This is a genomic window from Frigidibacter oleivorans, from assembly GCF_003993775.1.
Classification (GTDB): Bacteria; Pseudomonadota; Alphaproteobacteria; order Rhodobacterales; family Rhodobacteraceae; genus Frigidibacter; species Frigidibacter oleivorans.
On sequence record NZ_RJRZ01000020.1, the window covers coordinates 21,170 to 40,798 of the forward strand.

Sequence of the window (19,629 nt, forward strand, 5' to 3'; positions counted from 1 at the left end):
CCTCAGCGGTCGCGGAACTGCGGCTGGCGCTTTTCCAGGAAGGCGCTCATGCCCTCCTTCTGGTCCTCGGTGGCGAAGAGCGCGTGGAACAGCCGCCGTTCGAACAGCACGCCCTCGCGCAGCGTCGTCTCATAGCTGCGGTTCACCGCCTCCTTGACCGCCATCACGGTCAGCGCCGATTTCTCGGCGATCTTCTTCGCGGCGGCCAGCGCCTCGGGCACCAGCTTGGCGGCGGGCACGACGCGGCTGACGAGGCCCGACCGTTCGGCCTCGGCCGCATCCATGAAGCGGCCGGTCAGGTGCATGTCCATCGACTTGGACTTGCCGACGAAGCGGGTCAGCCGCTGGGTGCCGCCGATGCCCGCCACCACGCCCAGATTGATCTCGGGCTGGCCGAACTTGGCGGTGTCGGAACAGATGATGAAGTCGCACATCATCGCCAGTTCGCAGCCGCCGCCCAGGGCATAGCCGGAGACCGCGGCGATGATCGGCTTGCGGGTGCGGGTGATCGCCTCGGCCTCGGGCGCGAAATAGTCGGACCCGAACATCTCGACGAAGCTCTTGTCGGACATCTCCTTGATGTCCGCCCCGGCCGCAAAGGCCTTTTCGGACCCGGTCAGCACGATGCAGCGCACCTTGTCGTTCGCGTCCACCGCCTTCAGCGCCTCGGCCAGTTCACCCAGCAACTGCGAGTTCAGCGCGTTCAGGGCATCGGGGCGGTTGAGGCGGATCAGGGCGACGGAATCCTCGATCTCGACGATCAGCGTCTGATAGGCCATCGGGCGCATCCCTTTCCTTCGGTCCGGTGCCGACTCCTAGCAGGACGGGGCCAGTTCGCAAGCCTCTTGGCCCGCCGGGCGCCCGATCCGGCCCCGGGCGTTGCGTCAATGCTGACAGTCCGGGCACCAGAAGGTTGATCGTCCCGACTGCACGATCCGCGCCACCGTGCCGCCGCAGCCCTCGCGCAGGCAGGGCTCGCCCTCGCGGCCATAGACGCGGAAACGGTGCTGGAAATAGCCGAGCTCGCCCCCCGCCTGCCGGTAGTCGCGCAAGGAGGATCCGCCGGCCTCGATCGCCTCGGCCAGAACCTCGCGGATCAGGGGCACGAGCCCACGCGCCTCGGCCGCCGTCAGGTCGCCCCCCGGGCGGCGGGGGTCGATCCCGGCGCGGTGCAGCACCTCGCAGACATAGATGTTGCCCAGACCCGCGACCACCCGCTGGTCGAGCAGGATCGCCTTGACCGGCGCCGCCCGCCCGGCCAGCCGCGCCGCCAGATAGTCTTCGTGAAAGTCGTTGCCGAAGGGTTCCGGCCCCAGCCCCTTCAGCAGCCAGTGGTCGCCTGCCGCCGCCGTGGGAACGAGGTCCATCGCGCCGAACCGCCGGGCATCGTTGAAGGTGACCTGCGCCCCGCCCTCCATCGTCAGCACGACATGGTCGTGTTTGCCGGCCACCGGCAGGTCGTGATGAAAGGCGCCCGGCACGGCATCCGGCATCGTGCCCCCCACCAGCATCCGCCCCGACATGCCCAGATGGATCAGCAGCGTCTCGCCGGTGGACAGATCCGACAGGATGTATTTCGACCGGCGCCGCAGCGCCGTCACCCGCGCCCCGGTCAGCCGCGCCGCCATCGCCTCTGGCAGCGGCCAGCGCAGGTCGGGCCGGTTGACGGCGGCGGCGAGGATCGTCCGACCCTCCATCGCCGGCACGAGGCCCCGGCGCACGGTTTCCACTTCGGGCAGTTCGGGCATGGCGGGATCCTCGATGCTCGGGCGCAGATCGGCCGTCGGGGGTTTGCCTCTGCCACGATCGGAGTATATCCCGCAAGGCGACTGGCGCAGGAGGCCCGAATGACCGACGAGGCGAAGACCACCCATTTCGGCTTTCAGACGGTTTCCGAAGGCGAAAAGGCCGGCATGGTGCATGGCGTGTTCAGCCGCGTCGCGTCGAAATACGACATCATGAACGACCTGATGAGCGTCGGCATCCACCGGCTGTGGAAGGATGCGATGATGGACTGGCTGGCCCCCCGCCCCGGTCAGCGGCTGCTGGACGTGGCCGGCGGCACCGGCGACGTGGCCTTCCGCTTCCTGCGGCGCGCGCCGGGGGCGACCGCGATGGTCTGCGACATGACCGAGGCGATGCTGGTCGAGGGCCAGCGGCGCGCCGAGGCCGAGGACATGGCCGACCGGCTGGACTGGCAGGTGGGCGACGCGATGGCCCTGCCCTTCGCCGACAGCAGTTTCGATGTCTACACGATCAGCTTCGGCATCCGGAACGTAACCCGCATCCCGGACGCGCTGGCCGAGGCGTTCCGCGTGCTGCGTCCGGGCGGCCGGCTGATGGTGCTGGAATTCAGCCAGATCCCCAACGACCTGCTGCAATGGGCCTATGACCGCTATTCCTTCAACGTGATCCCGGCGCTCGGGCAGGCGGTTGCGGGCGACCGCGACAGCTATCAGTATCTGGTGGAATCGATCCGCCGCTTCCCGGATCAGGAGACTTTCGCCGGGATGATCCGGCAGGCGGGCTTCGGGCAGGTTCGCTACCGCAACCTGACCATGGGCGTCGCCGCGCTGCATTCGGGCTGGAAGATCTGACCGGATGCGCGGACCGCACAACATCTGGCGGCTGATCCGCACCGGCGCGACCTTCGAACGGTCGGGCGCCATGCAGGCGGCGCTCGCGGCGATGGAGGCCCCGCCCCGGCTGCGGGTGCTGGCGCGGGTGCTGGGCCGGCCGTTCAAGTTCCTAGGCTATCGCGGCGATCCGGCATTGCCGCCGGTGACGCAGGCGATCACCGCGCTCGGCCCGGCCTACATCAAGTTCGGCCAGGTCCTGTCCACCCGGCCCGATGTGGTGGGCCCGGAACTGGCCGAACAGCTGCGCATGCTGCAGGACCGGCTGCCACCCTTCGCCACGGGCACGGCCAAGCTGGTGTTCGAGGCCGAGACCGGCCTTGCCGTCGATGCGGTGTTCAGCGAATTTTCCGAACCCGTCGCCGCGGCCTCGATCGCGCAGGTCCACCGGGCGCGGCTGGCCGATACCGGGCGCGAGGTGGCGGTGAAGATCGTCCGCCCCGGCATCGAACGCGCCTTTCGCCGTGACATCGACGCCTTCTATTTCGCCGCCGCCCTGATCGAGCGAGTTGCGCCCTTCGCCCGGCGGCTGCGGCCCTCGGACGTGATCCGCCATTTCGACGGCGTGGTGCAGGGCGAGCTCGACCTGCGGCTGGAGGCGGCCGCGGCCTCTGAATTCGGCGCCAACACCCGCCGGGATGCCGGCTTCCGCGTGCCGCAGCCCGTCTGGCATCTGTCGGGCAAGCGGGTGATGACCATGGACTGGGCCGAGGGCATGCCCCTCGACCCGGTGGTGGTGACAGCGGCGGGGCTGGACCCGGTGGTGATCGCGGAAAGGGTGCTGCAGCTGTTCCTCAGCCATGCGCTGCGCGACGGCTATTTCCATGCCGACATGCATCAGGGCAACCTGAAGGTCGCCGCGAATGGCGACATTGTCGCCTATGACTTCGGCATCATGGGCCAGATCGACGAATATACCCGCCGGGTCTATGCCGAAATCCTCTACGGCTTCATCCAGAAGGACTATCGCCGCGTCGCCGAGGTGCATTTCGAGGCGGGCTATGTCCCCCGCGACCGCGATGTCGACGCCTTCGCCCGCGCCCTGCGCGCGGTGGGCGAGCCGATCTTCGGCATGGATGCCAGCCAGATCTCGATGGCGCGGCTGCTGGCCTATCTGTTCGAGGTCACGGAACGCTTCGGCATGCAGACGCGGACCGAACTGATCCTGCTGCAGCGCACCATGGTGGTGGTCGAGGGCGTGGCCCGGTCGCTCGACCCGCATGTGAACATGTGGCAGGTGGCGCGGCCGGTGGTGGAGACCTGGATCCGCGAGAATGTGGGGCCGAAGGCCGCGCTGCGCGACGCGGCGCGGACGATGCGGGTGCTGTCGCGCTTCGGTCCCCGGCTGCCCGCGCTGGTCGAAACGGCGCTGATCCGGCAGACGGAACCGGTCGTGGTGAATCTGCGCCCGCAGCGGGGGCGCCCCGCGCTCTACGTGGCGCTCGGCGCCGGGCTGGCACTGGCAGGGGTCGCCGTCGCGGGCCTGCTGTAGTCGCCCGCCCGGCTAGCGCGGGACGGCGCGCGCGTCTATAGCTGGCGTCATCCGGCGCCGCGGGGAATGGAGGGTGACATGGACGACATCGCCGGGACCGCGGCCGAACCGCGCCTGACCTCTCTGGCGCATGGCGGCGGATGCGGCTGCAAGATCGCGCCCGGCGTGCTGTCGCGGATCCTCGCCCGCAGCCCCGCGCTGCCGGTGCCGCCCGAGATGATCGTGGGCCTCGACACCTCGGACGACGCGGCAGTCTGGCGGCTGAACGACACGCAGGCGCTGGTGGCCACCACCGATTTCTTCATGCCCATCGTCGACGACCCGCATGATTTCGGCCGGATCGCCGCGACCAACGCCATCAGCGATGTCTACGCGATGGGCGGGCGCCCGATCCTGGCGCTGGCCATCGTCGGGATGCCGGTCAACGTCCTGTCCGAGGCGACGATCGGCGCGATCCTCGCCGGCGGGGCGGCGGCCTGCGCGGCGGCGGGCATTCCGGTCGCGGGCGGCCACACCATCGACTCGGTCGAGCCGATCTATGGCCTCGTCGTGCTGGGCCTCGTCCATCCCGACCGGGTGATGACCAATGCCGGCGCCCGGCCGGACGACGTGCTGGTCTTCGGCAAGGGTCTGGGCATCGGCGTGCTGTCGGCGGCGCTGAAGAAGGGTCTGCTGGACCCGGCCGGCTATGACCGGATGATCGCCGCCACCACCCGGCTGAACACGCCGGGGCCGGACCTGGCGGCGATGGACGGGGTGCATGCGATCACCGACGTGACCGGCTTCGGCATTGCCGGGCACGCGCTGGAGATGGCGCGCGGCGCGGGCTGCGACATCGCCATCGACCTAGCCGCGCTGCCGGTGATCGAAGGCGTGCGCGATCTCGCGGCGCGGGGCTGCATCACCGGCGCCTCGGGCCGGAACTGGGCCAGCTACGGGGCCGAGGTGGCGCTGCCCGAGGGGCTGCCCGACACCGAACGCGCGCTGCTCTGCGACCCGCAGACGGCCGGCGGGCTGCTGGTCGCCTGCGCGCCCGAGGCCGCCGCAGCGGTGCTGGACGTCTTTCATGCCCAGGGCTTCGACGCCGCGGCCGCCATCGGCCGCGTCGGCCCCCGCGCGGCGACGCCAACGCTGCGGTTTCGCTGAGCGGGCGGAGATCGTCGCCCCGACCGTTCCGGGACGCATCGAAGGGCGGGCCCGCACCACCAAGGGACATCGTTCACGCGGAGGATCGCTGGCGAAGCGGCCGGCGGGGCAATTGACCATTTGTGGACATTTGTATACACTAGGTTGAAACCTTACGCATCAAGCTGGACCTCTGCGGCCCTTGCCGGGGATCGCGGACCGCTTGCCCCGGACAAGGAAGGCCGCAGATGCCCTCGGACACCCCCTCAGCCAATCCGGCGGACCGCCGCTATCACAGCAGCCATTGGGGCTCCTTCTCGGCGGTGCGGGAGGCGGGCGAACTGCGGATCGAACCGCTGCCCGGCGATCCGTCGCCCTCGCCGCTCTTGTGGAACATCCCGGCCGCCCTCACCCACCCCGCGCGTCTGGCGCGGCCGATGGTCCGGCGGGGCTGGCTGGAGAACGGGCCCGGCCCCGACGCGCGCCGGGGCGCCGACAGCTATGTCGAACTGCCGTGGGATCGCGCGCTTGACCTTGCCGCGACCGAACTGGCCCGGTTGGGCGGCGGAGCGGGCTGGACGGCAGACGACGTGCCGGGCCGCCATGTTTTCGGCGGTTCTTACGGGTGGTCATCGGCCGGACGCTTTCACCACGCGCAAAGCCAGGTCCACCGGTTCCTGAACATGGCCTTCGGCGGCTATGTCGCCTCGTCCGAGTCCTACTCCAGCGCGGCGGGTTCCGTCATTCTGGACACGGTGGCGGGCAACTGGCGCCGCCTCTCGCGCGAGGGCCGCTGGTGGGAGCATCTGCGGGACCGGACCGAACTCGTGATCGCGTTCGGGGGGCTGCCCCTGCGCAATCTGGCCGTCAGCCCCGGCGGTATCTCCCGGCACGAGGCCGCCGGCTCGCTGCGGGCCGCCATCGCCCGGGGCGCCCGCTTCGTGTCGATCAGCCCGCTGGACGATGACTTCCCGGAAGACTGCCCGGTGGACCGGCTGCGCCCGCGCCCGTCCACCGACGTGGCGCTGATGCTGGGGATGGCCCACCGCCTGATCCGCAGCGGCGCCGTCGACGAGGATTATCTGCACCGCTACACCACCGGCTGGCTGGCCCTGCGGGCCTATGTCGAAGGCGAGAGCGACGGCATCCCCAAATCCCCCGACTGGGCGCAAGAGATCACCGGCATCGCGGCGGACCGGATCGCGGCGCTGGCGGATCTGGCGGCGCGAAAGCGCACGGTCGTCACCGTCGCCTACGGGCTGCAGCGGGCGCAGAACGGGGAACAGCCGGTGTGGATGGCACTGGCGCTGTCCTGCATGCTGGGCGGCGGCGCGCGGGCGGGTTCCGGCTTCTCCTACGCGCTCGGCTCCATGGGGAACCATGGCAAACCGCAGCTGGACGTGCCGACACCCACCTTGCCCCAAGGCACCAACCGCGCCGGCGAGGTCATACCGGTGGCGCGGATCGCCGATCTGCTGTTGAACCCCGGCGGCACCTACAGCTATCGCGGCGCGCCCCGGCGCTATGCCGACATCCGGCTGATCTATTGGGCCGGGGGCAACCCCTTTCACCACCACCAGCACCTCAGCCGGCTGCGCGAGGCGTTTTCCCGGCCGGACACGATCATCGTCCATGACAGCGTGGGCACCGCCACCACCGCCCATGCCGACATCATCTTCCCCGCCACCGTCACGGCCGAGCGGGACGATATCGGCGCCAGCGCGGGCGATCCCCTGCTGATCCCGATGCGCGGACTGGCGGAGCCCTTTGGCGAGGCCCGGGACGACTACAGCATCTTCTGCGAGCTGTCGGCACGGCTGGGGTGCCTGCAGGCCTTTTCCGAAGGCCGGTCGGCCGGGGAATGGCTGGACCATCTGTATCAGGAGACGCGTGCGGCGCTGGCCGCGGCGGGTCATCCTGCGCCGCCGTTCGGCGACTTCTTCGCCGGCCCGCCCCTGGCCCTGCCGACCTCCGAGGCGCCCGGCATGATGGAGGCGTTTCACGCCGACCCCGCGGCCCATCCGCTTGCCACGCCCAGCGGCAGGATCGAACTGTTCTCCGCGAAGGTGGCCGCCAGCGGCCTGCCCGGACATGCCGCCTGGATCCCGCCCGACGAATGGCTGGGGGCGCCTCTGGCCCGCGTCCATGGGTTCCAGCTGATTGCCAATCAGCCCGCGGGCAAGCTGCACAGCCAGCTGGATTTCGGCCCCACCAGCATGGCCCGCAAGATCGGCGGGCGCGAGGTGGCGCGGATGAACGCCGCCGATGCCGAACGCCTGGGCATCGGCGAGGGCGACGTGATCCGCATCTGGAACGATCGCGGTGCCGTTCTGGCCATGGCGCGACCGTCGCCGGGGATCGCGCCCTCGGTCATCCAGCTGTCGACCGGCGCCTGGTATGCGCCGCGGCCTGTGCCCGGCATCGGGCTGGCCTGCGTGAACGGCAACCCGAACGCGCTGACGGCCGACAGGCCGGCCTCGGTCTTCAGCCAGGGCTGCGCGGGGCAACTGGCGCTGGTCTCGGTCGAGCGGCTGGCCGATGGGGATCCCGGGCCCGTTCCGCATGACCGGATCCTGCCCCGGCCGGACCGGAACTGAGCCGGTGCGCCGTGGCTGATCGTCCCGACCCTGCTGGGCAAGGGGCGCGCGTTTCTGCTATGCAGGGTGCGGCGGACCCCGCGCGACACTGCGACCGGTTGGTGCCTGCACCCCGATCCCGAAACTTGGATACAGCCGCGAACATGTGTATCCTGTTGGCATCAGGTATTCGTTGAACAGGTATCATGACAAAAATATCCAAAGCCCGCGACATCAGCCACACGGTGTATGAACAGGTGCGCGACGCCATCCACAGTGGCGAGTTCAGGGTGGGCGACCGGGTGACCGAGGTCGCTCTGGCCGAAAAGTTCGGCGTCTCGCGCACCCCGATCCGCGACGCGATCTCGAAGCTGGAGGCCGACGGGCTGCTGACGAACGTGCCGCGGCGCGGGCTGATCATCACCGATCTGAGCCATCAGCAGATCGGAGAGCTGTACATGATGCGCGAGGTGATGGAGGGCGCCGCCGCGCGGCTGGCCGCGCTGGCCGGCAGCGACGCCGAGATCACCACACTGCAGGATCTGGTGGCCACCGAGGCCGGTGCGATGGACGATCCGAACAGGCTGTCCGAGATCAACAAGCGGTTCCACCGGCTGCTGGCCCTCGCCGCACACAACCGCTATCTGCTGGCGGCGATCGAGCAGCTGTCGATCACCATGTCCCTGCTGCCCAGCCTGCTGGCAGAGGGCGGACGGGCGCAGACGGCGCACGAGCAGCACATCCAGATCGTCGAGGCGCTGCAGAAGCGCGACCCGGAAGCGGCCGAAAAGGCGATCCGTCAGCACATCCGCGCGTCGCACCAGCATCGCCTGCTTCTCGCCTCTGCGTGATTCCAGCGCAGACGGGCAGCGCCGGTTTTGTGGGCGCGGGGCGGGGTTGCTGCCCTGCAAAGCGGCGACCACCCCGACATGATCCGATCGGGCTTCCTTCCGATATTCCTCCCGCCGGGGTCCTTCCGGCGGGCTTTTCTTTTACTTTCAGTGCCCTGCCGACACCGGCACTGTCCACCCGCAGCAGAGAACACCTGTTCTTATGCGCAAACAAAATAAAACAGTTGCATACTTCGGTTGGACCGTGATCCGATGAAGCAGTTGCAACAAAAATACGAACAACAGGGAAAAGCCATGAACCTCGAAAGACGTCACGTTCTGGGCGGCCTCGGAACGCTCTTCCTTCCGACCGGGCTGCTGTCGATTGCCCCCGCCTTTGCCGCCGAACGCGACGGCACGCTGACGATCGGCATGTCGACCGAAAGCTCGTCGATGGACCCGCACTGGCACATCCAGACGGCCAACAGCTCGGTGTCGCAGCACATCTTCGACCGGATCGTCCATATGGACGAAAACCAGCTTGAAGTGCCGGGCCTGGCCGAGAGCTGGCGCAACGTGGACGGCAATGTCTGGGAGTTCACGCTGCGGGAGGGCGCCACCTTCCACAACGGCGACCCGGTGACGGTCGAGGATCTGATCTTCAGCTACGCCCGCGCCAGCGATGTTCCGGGCGCCATCTTCAACCTGCGGGCCTATCTGGGCGACAAGACCTTCGAGAAGGCCGACGACCGCACGCTGCGTGTCATCACCGAGTTCGCTAACCCCATCGTGCCGCGCGAACTGGCCACGACGGCCATCATCTCGAAGAAGGTCGGCGAGACGGCCCTTCCCGAGGACTACAACTCCGGCAAGGCCTGCATCGGCTCGGGTCCCTACAAGTTCAGCCAGTATATCCCCGGCCAGGTGATCGAGGTCGAGCGCAACGATGCCTATTGGGGCGACAAGCCGGACTGGAGCCGCGTCGTCTTCCGTCCGATCCCCACGGGTGGCTCGCGGGTGGCGGCGCTGCGGTCGGGCGATGTCTCGGTGATCGATTCCGTGCCGCCTTCGGATGTCGAGGGCCTGGAAAAGGACGCCGGGATCACGCTGGGCCGGGGCACCGCCAACCGGATGATCTTCCTGTCCTTCGATCACGGCCGCGATGTGTCGCCCTATGCGACGGCCAAGGACGGCAGCGAAATTCCGAACCCGTTCAAGAACCAGCTGGTGCGCGATGCCTTCGATCTGGCCATCGACAAGAAGGCCATTGCCGAACGCATCCTGTCGGGCAACGGCGCGCCGGCCGAACAACTCGTTCCCGCCGGAATCTTCGGCAACAACCCCGATATCGAGCTGCGGGACGCCGATACCGCCCGGGCCAAGGAGATGCTGGCCGAGGCTGGTTATCCCGACGGCTTCAAGCTGACGATGCACGGGCCGAACGACCGCTTCATTCGGGACACCGCCGTCTTGCAGGCCGCGGCGCAGATGCTGGCCCGGATCGGCATTGCCGTGGATGTCGATGCCATGCCCGCGAACATCTTCTACAAGCGCGCCAGCGGCGGCGACGGCGGCGTGCCCGAGTTCACCTTCTTTCTCGTCGGCTATGGCGCCGCCACCGGCGAGGTCTCGGGCATCCTGCGCAACCTGATCCACACCTATGACGATGTCACCGGCCTGGGATCGAACAATCGCGGCCGCTATTCCAACCCCGAGATCGACAGGCTGATCGAGGAGGGGATGGCCACGGTCGACGACGCCCGGCGCGAGGAGATCTATCAGCAGGCCTGCGCCATGGCGGTGGCCGACGTGGCGGTGATCCCGCTTTACTACCCGATCAGCGTCTGGGGCATGGAAAGCTCGATCCAGTTCGCCGGCCGCTCGGACGAACGCACGCTGGCCATGGACTTCCACCCCGCAGGCTGACGGTCAGGCCCATTCCGCGGCCGGGCCCTGCCCGGCTGCGCCCCACCTCCGGAGCCACCAATGTTCGCTTCCATCCTTCAGCGGATCGGGCAGGCCGTGTTCGTCATGTTCTGCATGACCATCGTGATCTTCATCGGCATGAACCTGATCGGCAATCCGATCGACCTGCTGATCTCGCCCAGCGCCACCCCGGCCGAACGCACGCGGCTGATCGCCGAATTCGGCCTGGATCAGCCGATCTGGGTCCAGTACTGGCGCTTTCTGGTCGGGCTGGTGCAGCTCGATCTGGGCACGAGCTACATCTTCAACGAACCCGCCCTGCGGGTGATCATGCAGCGTTTCCCGGCAACGATGGAGCTGGCGCTGGCGGCGACGTTCCTGTCGGTGCTGATCGGCGTGCCTCTGGGTCTTTATGCGGGCCTGCGCCCCTATTCGCCCGTTTCCCGCATCATCATGACGGGCAGCATCCTGGGCTTTTCGCTGCCCACCTTCTGGGTGGGGATGATGCTCATCCTGGCCTTCTCGGTGCAGCTCGGCTGGCTTCCCTCGGGCGGCCGGGGCGAGACGGTCAGGGTTCTGGGGGTGCAGTGGTCGTTCCTGACGCTGGACGGCCTGTCCCACATGCTGCTGCCCGCGCTGAACCTCGCGCTGTTCAAGGCCTCGCTGATCCTGCGGCTGACGCGGGCCGGCGTGGCCGAGGTCCTGCCGCAGGATTACGTCCGGCTGGCCCATGCCAAGGGGCTGAGCGCGCGCCGCGTGGTCTTCGTGCATGTCCTGAAGAACGTGATGATCCCGGTGGTGACCGTGGTCGGGCTGGAATTCGGCTCTGTCATCGCCTTCTCGGTCGTCACCGAGACGATCTTTGCCTGGCCCGGCATGGGCAAGCTGATCATCGATTCGATCAACAACCTCGATCGGCCCATCATCGTCGCTTACCTCATGATCATCGTGCTGCTGTTCGTCACGATCAATCTGGTGGTGGACATCCTCTACACCGTTCTGGACCCGCGGGTTCAGTTCTCCAAAGCACGGACCAGCTGATGCCCGTCGATCTTGCAGACCCCTTCGCACGCGAGGCCGAAGAGACCGCGCGACCGCTGCGCAGCTTCCTGCGGTCATACTTCCAGTCCCCGGGCGGGACATTCGGGCTGATCCTGCTGGTGCTGATCGTGCTGTCGGCGGTCTTCGCGCCGCTGCTCTCGTTCCAGAACCCCTATGACCTGCTGCAACTGGACATCATGGACGGCCAGTTGCCCCCGGGCGAGGTCTCGGCCGCCTATGGCTTCCCCTATCTGCTGGGCACCGACGATCAGGGCCGCGACATGTATTCGGCCATCCTCTATGGCCTGCGCATCTCGCTTGGGGTGGGCATCATCTCGGCCACGACGGCCGCGGTCATCGGTGCCACGTTGGGCCTGATCGCCGCCTACCGGGGCGGCCGCGTGGAAAGCGTGATCATGCGGCTGGTGGATTTCCAGCTGTCCTTTCCCACGATCCTGATCGCGCTGATGATCCTGGCGATCCTTGGCAAGGGCGTGGCCAATGTCATCCTGGCGCTGGTTCTGGTCGAGTGGGCCACCTTCGCGCGCACCGCCCGCGGGGTGGGCCTTGTCGAAAGCCGCAAGGAATATATCGAGGCCAGTCGTGTCCTGGGCGTGCCCGCCTGGCGCATCATGCTGCGGCACCTGCTGCCGAACTGCATTCCGCCCCTGATCGTCATCGCCACGGTGCAGGTCGCGCGCGCCATCTCGCTGGAGGCCACGCTGTCATTCCTCGGGGTCGGCGTGCCGATCACCGAACCCAGCCTCGGCCTGCTGATCTCCAACGGCTACCAATACATGTTCTCGGGGATGTACTGGATGAGCGTCTTTCCCGGCCTGTCGCTGCTGGTGACGATCGTGGCGATCAATCTGGTGGGCGACCGCCTGCGCGATGTCCTGAACCCGCGGAAGGACACCTGATGCATCTTGAAACCGTGCACAGCGACACGGCCGAGGCTGTTCACCCGCTGCTGTCGGTGCGGGATCTGACGACCTCGTTCCGGACGGCGGATGGCTGGAACCCCGTGGTGCGGACGGTCAGCTTCGACATCCGGCCGCAGGAAACCCTGGCCGTGGTCGGCGAAAGCGGATCGGGGAAAAGCGTCACCGCGCTGTCGATCATGCGGCTTCTGAATCCGCGCACCTCGCGCATCGAAGGCGAGATCCGCTTCGACGGCACCGCCCTGACCGGCCTGCCGGACGCCCGCATGCGGCGCACCCGCGGCTCGGAGATCTCGATGATCTTTCAGGATGCCAGCCTGAACCCGGTCTACACGGTGGGGTTTCAGCTGACCGAAGTGCTGCGGCTGAAGCGGGGGATGACCCAGGCCGATGCCCTGCGCGAAGCCGTCAACCTGCTGGAGAAGGTGCGGATTCCGGCGGCGGAGAGACGGCTTGCCAGCTATCCGCACGAGCTGTCGGGCGGGATGCGACAGCGGGTGGCGATCGCCATGGCGCTGGCCTGCAAGCCGCGGCTGCTGATCGCGGACGAGCCGACGACGGCGCTGGATGTGACGATCCAGGCGCAGATCATCGAACTGATCAAGGTCCTGCAGGACGAAGAGCGGATGTCGGTCATTTTCATCACCCATGACATGGGTGTGGTGGCCGAGGTCGCGGACCGCACCGCCGTGATGTTCCGTGGCGACCTGATCGAGACCGGTCCCACCGAGGCGGTCTTCGCCCGCCCGCGCGAGCCTTATACCAAGGCGCTCCTCGCCTCGATCCCCCGGCTGGGGTCGATGAACGGAACCGACGCGCCGCAGCCGTTCCGCCTGATCGACCACCGGACAGGAGAGCCCCTGGACGCCCCCGTGGCGCCGCTGCCGCCCGCCCCGGCAGACGCGAAGCCGCTGCTGCAGGTCGACAGGCTTTCGCTGCGCTTCGACGTGCGCGGCGGGTATTTCAACCGGCTGGCGGGGCGGGTTCATGCGGTCGAGGATGTGTCCTTCCGCATCGCTCCGGGCGAAACCCTGTCGCTCGTCGGCGAGAGCGGCTCTGGCAAGAGCACCACGGCGCGGGCGATCATGGGCCTGAACCGCATGGATGGCGGCCAGATCCGGCTGGGCGACGTGCTGGCCGCGGGCCGGAACGCCGCCCCGCGCAGCGTGCTGTGCCGCCGGCAGCAGATGATCTTCCAGGACCCCTTCGCCAGCCTCGATCCGCGCTTTCGCGTCGGGGATCTGCTGGCAGAGCCGCTGCGCGTGCATCTGAAACTGTCCGGCCAGGAGATCGGACAGAAGGTCGCGGCCCTGCTGCGGGCGGTCGGGCTGAACCCCGAGATGGCGCACCGCTATCCGCACCAGTTCTCGGGCGGACAGCGCCAGCGGATTGCCATAGCCCGCGCGCTGGCGCTGGACCCGCAGCTTGTGGTGGCGGACGAGGCGGTGTCGGCGCTCGACGTGTCGGTGAAGGCGCAGGTCATCAACCTGCTGATGGACATCCAGCGCGCGCGGCAGCTGTCCTATCTGTTCATCAGCCATGACATGGCGGTCGTCGAACGGATCAGCCACAGGGTGGCGGTGATGTATCTGGGCCGGATCGTCGAGATCGGCCCGCGCCGGTCCGTGTTCGAACATCCCACGCACCCCTACACCCGCCAGCTGATGGCCGCGGCGCCGGTGCCGGACACCGCACGCCGGCATCTGCGGCGCGGACTGGTCGCGGAAGAGATCCGCACGCCGATCCGGCGCCCGGATTACGTTCCCGCCCCGACCCGCATGATCGAAGTCGCCCCGGACCACTTCGTCCTGGACCTGCCGGATCACGTGCCTGCCGGGCTGCAGCCCGGTGCCGGCGCCTGAACCGCGACATCCTCCCGACCCGGGACACAAGAGAAGCAAGAGACGCCGATGCAGACAACTTCCCTTCCTCAGGCCGCCGGACCCGCAACGGTGGCAAAGACGCCGGCCCCGGACCCGCGGGTGCAGACCACGCTTTGCCATGCCGGCCGCCACCCCGAGGACCACAGCGGCGCCGTCAATGTGCCGGTCTTCCATGCCTCGACCATCCTGTTCCCCACGCTGGAACAGCTGGACGCGAAGGGCGACGCGCCGGTCCGCTACGGACGGCGCGGCACGCCCACCAGCCACGCGCTGGAAGACGCCGTCTCGGCGCTGGAAGGCGCAGAGGGCACCGTGCTGACGCCCTCGGGCGTGATGGCGATCACCGTGACGCTGCTGGCCCATGCCCGGCCCGGCGCGCATTTCCTGATCCCGGACAATGCCTACGGGCCCTGCCGCCATACCTGCCACGAAATCCTGAAGCCGATGGGGGTGGACTACACCTTCTACGATCCGCGGATCGGCGCCGGCATCGCCGGGCTTCTGCGCGAGGAGACGGCGCTGATCTGGATCGAGGCGCCGGGGTCGCAGACCTTCGAGATGCCGGACATCCGCGCCATCGTCGAAGCGGCCCGCGCCCGTGGCATTCCCACGGCGCTGGACAATACCTGGTCGGGCGGGTTCTTCCTGCGTCCGCTGTCCCTGGGCGTGACCTATTCGGTGCAGGCCGGGACCAAGTACCTGTCCGGCCATTCCGACGTGATGTCCGGCATGATCGCCTGCGGTGCGGGCGCACATGAACGGATGAAGGCCTTTGCCGCCCGGCTTGGCGTCTGCGTCGGCCCCGATGACGCCTATCTTGTCCTGCGCGGCATGCGGACGCTGGCCGTGCGCATGCGGCAGCACCACGAGGCGGCGCTGCAGGTGGCCGCCTGGCTGGAGACGCGGCCCGAGGTGTTGCGCGTCATGCATCCCGGCCTGCCGTCCGATCCGGGTCATGCGCTGTGGTCGCGCGATTTCAGCGGCGCCTCAGGACTGTTCGGCTTCGTGCTGGCCCCCGTGCCCCGCCCCCGGCTGGCGCGGATGATGGACGGCCTGCGGTTCTACGGCATGGGGTCCAGCTGGGGCGGGTTCGAAAGCCTGCTGATCCCCACCGACCCGGCGAAGCTGCGCAGCACGACCAGCTGGAACCCCGGCGGCCAGTCGATGCGGATTCACGTCGGTCTGGAGGACCCGGCGGATCTGATCGAGGATCTGGCGGCCGGTCTGGCCCGTCTCGCATGACCATTGTCCCGCATGACCCGTCCGGCGCCATGGACCGGGCCGAAGGCCGCATATCGCGCCGGCCGGACCGGACGCCGAAACCTTCATCCGCGGCCGCAGGCAGCCTTCCGGGTCCGCCCCATCCTTCGGCCACAGCCGGCGTCCCGGCCCGTCAACCCTGAAAGGACCGACCCTTGACCGATCATCCCGCACGTCTTGCCGTGGACATAGGCGGCACGTTCACCGACATCGTTCTGGAACTGGCGCCCGGCGAGTTCCTGTCCGGCAAGTACCTGACCACCCACGCCCAGCCGGAGCAGGCGGTTCTGGACGGCACCCGGGACCTGATCGCCAAGAGCGGCCTCGACCCCGACCGGATCGGACTGGTGGTGCACGGCACGACGCTGGCCACCAATGCCCTGATCGAGCGGAAGGGGGCAAAGGTCGCCCTGATCACCACCAGGGGGTTCCGGGACTCGCTGGAAATGGCCTACGAGCACAGGTTCGAGGTCTCGGACCTGTATATGGAACGCCCCGCCCCGCTGGTGCCGCGCTGGCTGCGGCTGGAGGTGGACGAACGGCTTGCGGCGGACGGATCGGTCCTGCGCCCCTTCGATCCCGACAGCCTGCTGGCCCTGATCCCGCAGCTGCGCGACGAGCAGGTCGAGGCCATCGCCGTCTGCTTCCTGCATTCCTATGTCGACGGCCGGCATGAGCAGATGGCGGCCGAGATCCTGCGCCAGGAACTGCCCGGGGTCCGCATCACCCTGTCGCACGAGATCTGCCCCGAAATCCGCGAATACGAACGCGGCTCCACCACCTGCGCCAATGCCTATGTGCAACCGGTGATGGAAAGCTATCTCCGGCGGCTGAAACAGGGCATGGCCGATCTGGGAATCCGCAGCGAGATCATGCTGATGATGTCTTCCGGGGGGCTGTGCAACCTGGACATTGCCTGCGCCCAGCCGATCAAGCTGGTGGAATCCGGCCCCGCGGGCGGGGCCGTCTTGGCGGCCAGCATTGCCGAAGAACTGAAGATCGAGAAGGCGATTGCCTTCGACATGGGCGGCACCACGGCCAAGCTGGTGCTGATCGACAACGCCACCCCGCAGCAAAGCCGCAACCTCGAGGTGGCCCGCGCCTATCGCTTCCTGCGCGGCTCGGGCATGCCGCTGCGCGTGCCGGTGATCGACCTTGTGGAGATCGGCGCAGGGGGCGGCTCGCTCGCCTCGATCGACACGCTGGGCCGGGTGGCCGTCGGACCCGAAAGCGCGGGGTCCGAACCCGGCCCCGCGGCCTATGCCCGGGGCGGCACCCGCCCCGCCGTCACCGATGCGGACCTGATCCTTGGCAAGATCGACCCCGTGGGCTTCGCGGGCGGCAGCATCACGCTGGACCTGAGCTTGTCCGCCCGGGCGCTGGACACGCATGTGGGCGGGCCGGCGGGCATGGACACCCGCACCGCCGCCATCGCGGTGGTCGAGGCGGTGGACGAGAACATGGCCAACGCGGCGCGGGTGCACGCCACCGACAACGGCGCCCAGCTGGAAGGCCGCACGATGATCGCCTTTGGCGGCGCCGCCCCGATGCATGCGGCGCGCATCGCGCAAAAGCTGTCGATCTCGCGCATCGTCGTGCCGAAGGGGGCCGGGGTCGGTTCGGCGCACGGTTTCCTGCTGGCGCCCGTCTCCTACGAGGCCGTGCGCACGCGGCTGATCCCGCTGGACGCGCTGGAGGCCCCGCAGATGGACAGCATCGTGGCCGCCATGCGGGCCGAGGCCACGGCGATCGTGGAACTGGGCCTGCCCGCCGGCGCGCCGCTGACCGAGATCATCTCGGTCTACATGCGCTATCGCGGTCAGGGGCACGAGATCATGGTCACGCTGGACCGCATGCCCCCGGCCGATGCCCTGCGGCAGACGCTGCTGGATCTGTTCGAACAGGAATACCGCAGCCACTTTGGCCGGGTCATCCCGGGCATGGAGGTGGAATGCCTGACGTGGAAACTGGCGCTGTCCGGTCCGCGGAGCGGCAGCGCAGCGACCCGGGCCACCCCCTCCGGCAGCACCCGTCCCACGCCGCGCAAACAGCAGGTCCTGGTCGATCTGCAGACGATGAAGGACAGCACCGCCAACGTCTACCAGCGCACCGACCTGCGCGCGGGAGAGGTGGTGACCGGGCCCGCGATCATTACCGAGGATGAAACCAACACCATGATCCCCGAGGGCTTTTCCGCGCATCTCACGCCGTCCGGGCATCTGGTGCTGGACGCCCTTAAGGCCCAGGCCAGCCAAGGAGAAGCCGCATGACCGCGCCTGTCGATCCCATTCAACTGCAGGTCATCTGGAGCCGGCTGATTTCGGCGGTGGAAGAACAGGCGCGCAGCCTGATCCGCGCCGGATTCTCCACCTCGACGCGCGAGGCGGGCGATGTGTCGGCCGGGGTCTTCAACACCCGGGGCGAGATGATCGCCCAGGCCGTCACCGGAACGCCGGGCCACATCAACTCGATGGCCCGGTCGGTCCGGCATTTTCTGGACGTGTTCCCGATGGCCACGGCGCAGCCGGGCGACGTCTACATCACCAATGACCCGTGGAAGGCCACCGGCCACCTGTCCGACCTGTCGGTCGTCACACCCGTCTTCCGCGGCGGCCGGGCCGTGGCGCTGTTCGCCTGCACCACCCATGTCGTCGATATCGGCGGCAACGGCCCGTCGCCGGAATCGCGCGATGTCTATGGCGAGGGGCTGTTCATCCCGATCATGAAGATCGCCGACCGCGGCGTGATGAACGAGAGCCTGCTGCAGATCGTGCGGGCCAATGTCAAGGAACCCGTGCAGGTCGAGGGCGACATCTTCGCGCTGGTCGCCTGCAACGAGATCGGCGGCAAGCGCCTGCTGGCCATCATGGACGAATGCGGGCTCGACGAGATCGACACCGTCGGCGACGAGATCTTCGCCCGCTCGCGCAAGGCGATGATGGAAGAGATCGCCAGACTGCCGCGCGGCACCTGGCACAACAAGATGACGATCGACGGGTTCGAATCCCCCATCGACCTGTGCGCGGCGCTGACGGTGGATGACACCGGCATCCATATCGACATGGAAGGCACCTCGGAACCGTCGCGCTACGGCATCAACTGCCCGATGTGCTACACCGAGGCCTATGCCTCGTTCGGGGTGAAATGCCTGGTCGCGCCGCAGTTGCCGAACAATGCCGCGACCATGGCCTGCATCACCGTGTCGGCGCCCGAGAACTGCATCGCAAACGCCCAGTTTCCGCGACCGGTCGTCGCGCGATCCACCATCGGGATGTTCCTGCCCGATCTGGTCTTCGGCTGTTTCGAACAGGCGCTGGAAGACCGGGTTCCGGCGGAAAGCACCGGCACACTGTGGAACATCCGCCTGGGCCAGCAGCCCGACGGCACCCATCCGGGATTCATGGTCACCACCTTCCACAGCGGCGGCACCGGCGCACGGCCGTTCCTCGACGGGCTGTCGGCGACGCCCTTTCCCTCTGGAATCCGCAACGTGCCGGTCGAGGTGACCGAGGCCATCACCTCGCTGGTGATCTGGCGCAAGGAGTTCCGCCCGGATTCCGGCGGCGCCGGGCGGCAGCGCGGCGGGCTGGGCCAGACGATGGAGATCGGCAACCGCGCCGACGTGCCGCTGGCCTTCTTTGCCCGTTACGAGCGGGTCGAGAACCCGGCCAAGGGGCGGCAGGGCGGCAGCCCGGGCCAGCCCGGCCGCGTCAGCCTGGGCTCGGGCACGGCGCTGCGCGCCAAGGGGCTCCAATCCATTCCCGTGGGCGATACGGTGGTGATCGAAATGCCGGGCGGCGGCGGGTATGGCCGCCCCGAGGACCGGCCGGCCGAGGCGCTGGCGTATGACATCCGCTGTGGCTATGTCACCCCCGAGGGCGCCGCCGGCGACTACGGCCGGACGCCGGCCGAGGACTAG

General features: G+C 68.4%; 14 protein-coding genes. 12 read left to right on the forward strand and 2 right to left on the reverse strand.

Annotated features, from left to right (window positions below):
* Positions 1-2 precede the first annotated feature (2 nt).
* Both EEY80_RS17790 and mutM read right to left on the reverse strand, forming a co-directional pair.
* Entirely contained in the window at positions 3-779 is a 777-nt protein-coding gene (locus tag EEY80_RS17790) for an enoyl-CoA hydratase (protein WP_126978869.1), read from the reverse strand.
* Between the two features lie 105 nt (positions 780-884).
* The gene (gene mutM / locus EEY80_RS17795) at positions 885-1,748 is read right to left on the reverse strand and encodes a bifunctional DNA-formamidopyrimidine glycosylase/DNA-(apurinic or apyrimidinic site) lyase (RefSeq protein WP_126978871.1); all 864 of its coding nucleotides are present in this window, start codon (positions 1,746-1,748) and stop codon (positions 885-887) included.
* 99 nt (positions 1,749-1,847) lie between these two features.
* Between mutM and ubiE the strand changes: the two genes are divergently transcribed.
* The 12 genes from ubiE (at position 1,848) to EEY80_RS17855 (ending at position 19,629) form a co-directional block, all read left to right on the forward strand.
* Positions 1,848-2,597: a bifunctional demethylmenaquinone methyltransferase/2-methoxy-6-polyprenyl-1,4-benzoquinol methylase UbiE gene (gene ubiE, locus EEY80_RS17800; RefSeq protein ID WP_126978873.1), complete on the forward strand. Its 750-nt coding sequence runs from the start codon at positions 1,848-1,850 to the stop codon at positions 2,595-2,597.
* Positions 2,598-2,601: 4 nt separating this feature from the next.
* The gene (gene ubiB / locus EEY80_RS17805; RefSeq protein WP_126978875.1) at positions 2,602-4,128 is read left to right on the forward strand and encodes a 2-polyprenylphenol 6-hydroxylase; all 1,527 of its coding nucleotides are present in this window, start codon (positions 2,602-2,604) and stop codon (positions 4,126-4,128) included.
* A gap of 78 nt (positions 4,129-4,206) precedes the next feature.
* Positions 4,207-5,274 carry a selenide, water dikinase SelD gene (gene selD / locus EEY80_RS17810; RefSeq protein ID WP_126978877.1) on the forward strand — a complete coding sequence of 356 codons (1,068 nt, stop codon included), beginning with the start codon at positions 4,207-4,209 and terminating at the stop codon, positions 5,272-5,274.
* A 227-nt stretch (positions 5,275-5,501) separates the two neighbouring features.
* A complete protein-coding gene (locus tag EEY80_RS17815; protein WP_126978879.1) occupies positions 5,502-7,850 on the forward strand; it encodes a molybdopterin-dependent oxidoreductase in 2,349 nt (782 codons plus the stop codon).
* A gap of 185 nt (positions 7,851-8,035) precedes the next feature.
* Positions 8,036-8,680 (forward strand): GntR family transcriptional regulator, encoded by a 645-nt coding sequence (locus EEY80_RS17820; protein WP_126978881.1) that lies wholly within the window; start codon positions 8,036-8,038, stop codon positions 8,678-8,680.
* 294 nt (positions 8,681-8,974) lie between these two features.
* Positions 8,975-10,585 carry an ABC transporter substrate-binding protein gene (locus tag EEY80_RS17825; protein WP_164738307.1) on the forward strand — a complete coding sequence of 537 codons (1,611 nt, stop codon included), beginning with the start codon at positions 8,975-8,977 and terminating at the stop codon, positions 10,583-10,585.
* A 60-nt stretch (positions 10,586-10,645) separates the two neighbouring features.
* Entirely contained in the window at positions 10,646-11,626 is a 981-nt protein-coding gene (locus EEY80_RS17830) for an ABC transporter permease (protein WP_126978885.1), read from the forward strand.
* Complete coding sequence (locus EEY80_RS17835) at positions 11,626-12,546, forward strand: ABC transporter permease (protein WP_126978887.1); 921 nt, start codon at positions 11,626-11,628, stop codon at positions 12,544-12,546. Before EEY80_RS17830 ends, EEY80_RS17835 begins: the two co-directional genes overlap by 1 nt.
* Positions 12,546-14,429: an ABC transporter ATP-binding protein gene (locus EEY80_RS17840; RefSeq protein WP_126978889.1), complete on the forward strand. Its 1,884-nt coding sequence runs from the start codon at positions 12,546-12,548 to the stop codon at positions 14,427-14,429. The genes EEY80_RS17835 and EEY80_RS17840 overlap by 1 nt, the downstream gene beginning before the upstream one ends.
* A gap of 120 nt (positions 14,430-14,549) precedes the next feature.
* Entirely contained in the window at positions 14,550-15,692 is a 1,143-nt protein-coding gene (gene metC, locus EEY80_RS17845; protein WP_235829901.1) for a cystathionine beta-lyase, read from the forward strand.
* 173 nt (positions 15,693-15,865) lie between these two features.
* Positions 15,866-17,980 carry a hydantoinase/oxoprolinase family protein gene (locus tag EEY80_RS17850; protein ID WP_126978893.1) on the forward strand — a complete coding sequence of 705 codons (2,115 nt, stop codon included), beginning with the start codon at positions 15,866-15,868 and terminating at the stop codon, positions 17,978-17,980.
* Entirely contained in the window at positions 17,977-19,629 is a 1,653-nt protein-coding gene (locus EEY80_RS17855) for a hydantoinase B/oxoprolinase family protein (protein ID WP_126978895.1), read from the forward strand. The genes EEY80_RS17850 and EEY80_RS17855 overlap by 4 nt, the downstream gene beginning before the upstream one ends.

Bases quoted from the DNA above. Each gene is read 5' to 3' on its own strand.
- EEY80_RS17790 (WP_126978869.1), bottom strand. From the start codon at position 779: ATGGCCTATCAGACGCTGATCGTCGAGATCGAGGATTCCGTCGCCCTG.
- mutM (WP_126978871.1), bottom strand. From the start codon at position 1,748: ATGCCCGAACTGCCCGAAGTGGAAACCGTGCGCCGGGGCCTCGTGCCG.
- ubiE (WP_126978873.1), top strand. From the start codon at position 1,848: ATGACCGACGAGGCGAAGACCACCCATTTCGGCTTTCAGACGGTTTCC.
- ubiB (WP_126978875.1), top strand. From the start codon at position 2,602: ATGCGCGGACCGCACAACATCTGGCGGCTGATCCGCACCGGCGCGACC.
- selD (WP_126978877.1), top strand. From the start codon at position 4,207: ATGGACGACATCGCCGGGACCGCGGCCGAACCGCGCCTGACCTCTCTG.
- EEY80_RS17815 (WP_126978879.1), top strand. From the start codon at position 5,502: ATGCCCTCGGACACCCCCTCAGCCAATCCGGCGGACCGCCGCTATCAC.
- EEY80_RS17820 (WP_126978881.1), top strand. From the start codon at position 8,036: ATGACAAAAATATCCAAAGCCCGCGACATCAGCCACACGGTGTATGAA.
- EEY80_RS17825 (WP_164738307.1), top strand. From the start codon at position 8,975: ATGAACCTCGAAAGACGTCACGTTCTGGGCGGCCTCGGAACGCTCTTC.
- EEY80_RS17830 (WP_126978885.1), top strand. From the start codon at position 10,646: ATGTTCGCTTCCATCCTTCAGCGGATCGGGCAGGCCGTGTTCGTCATG.
- EEY80_RS17835 (WP_126978887.1), top strand. From the start codon at position 11,626: ATGCCCGTCGATCTTGCAGACCCCTTCGCACGCGAGGCCGAAGAGACC.
- EEY80_RS17840 (WP_126978889.1), top strand. From the start codon at position 12,546: ATGCATCTTGAAACCGTGCACAGCGACACGGCCGAGGCTGTTCACCCG.
- EEY80_RS17855 (WP_126978895.1), top strand. From the start codon at position 17,977: ATGACCGCGCCTGTCGATCCCATTCAACTGCAGGTCATCTGGAGCCGG.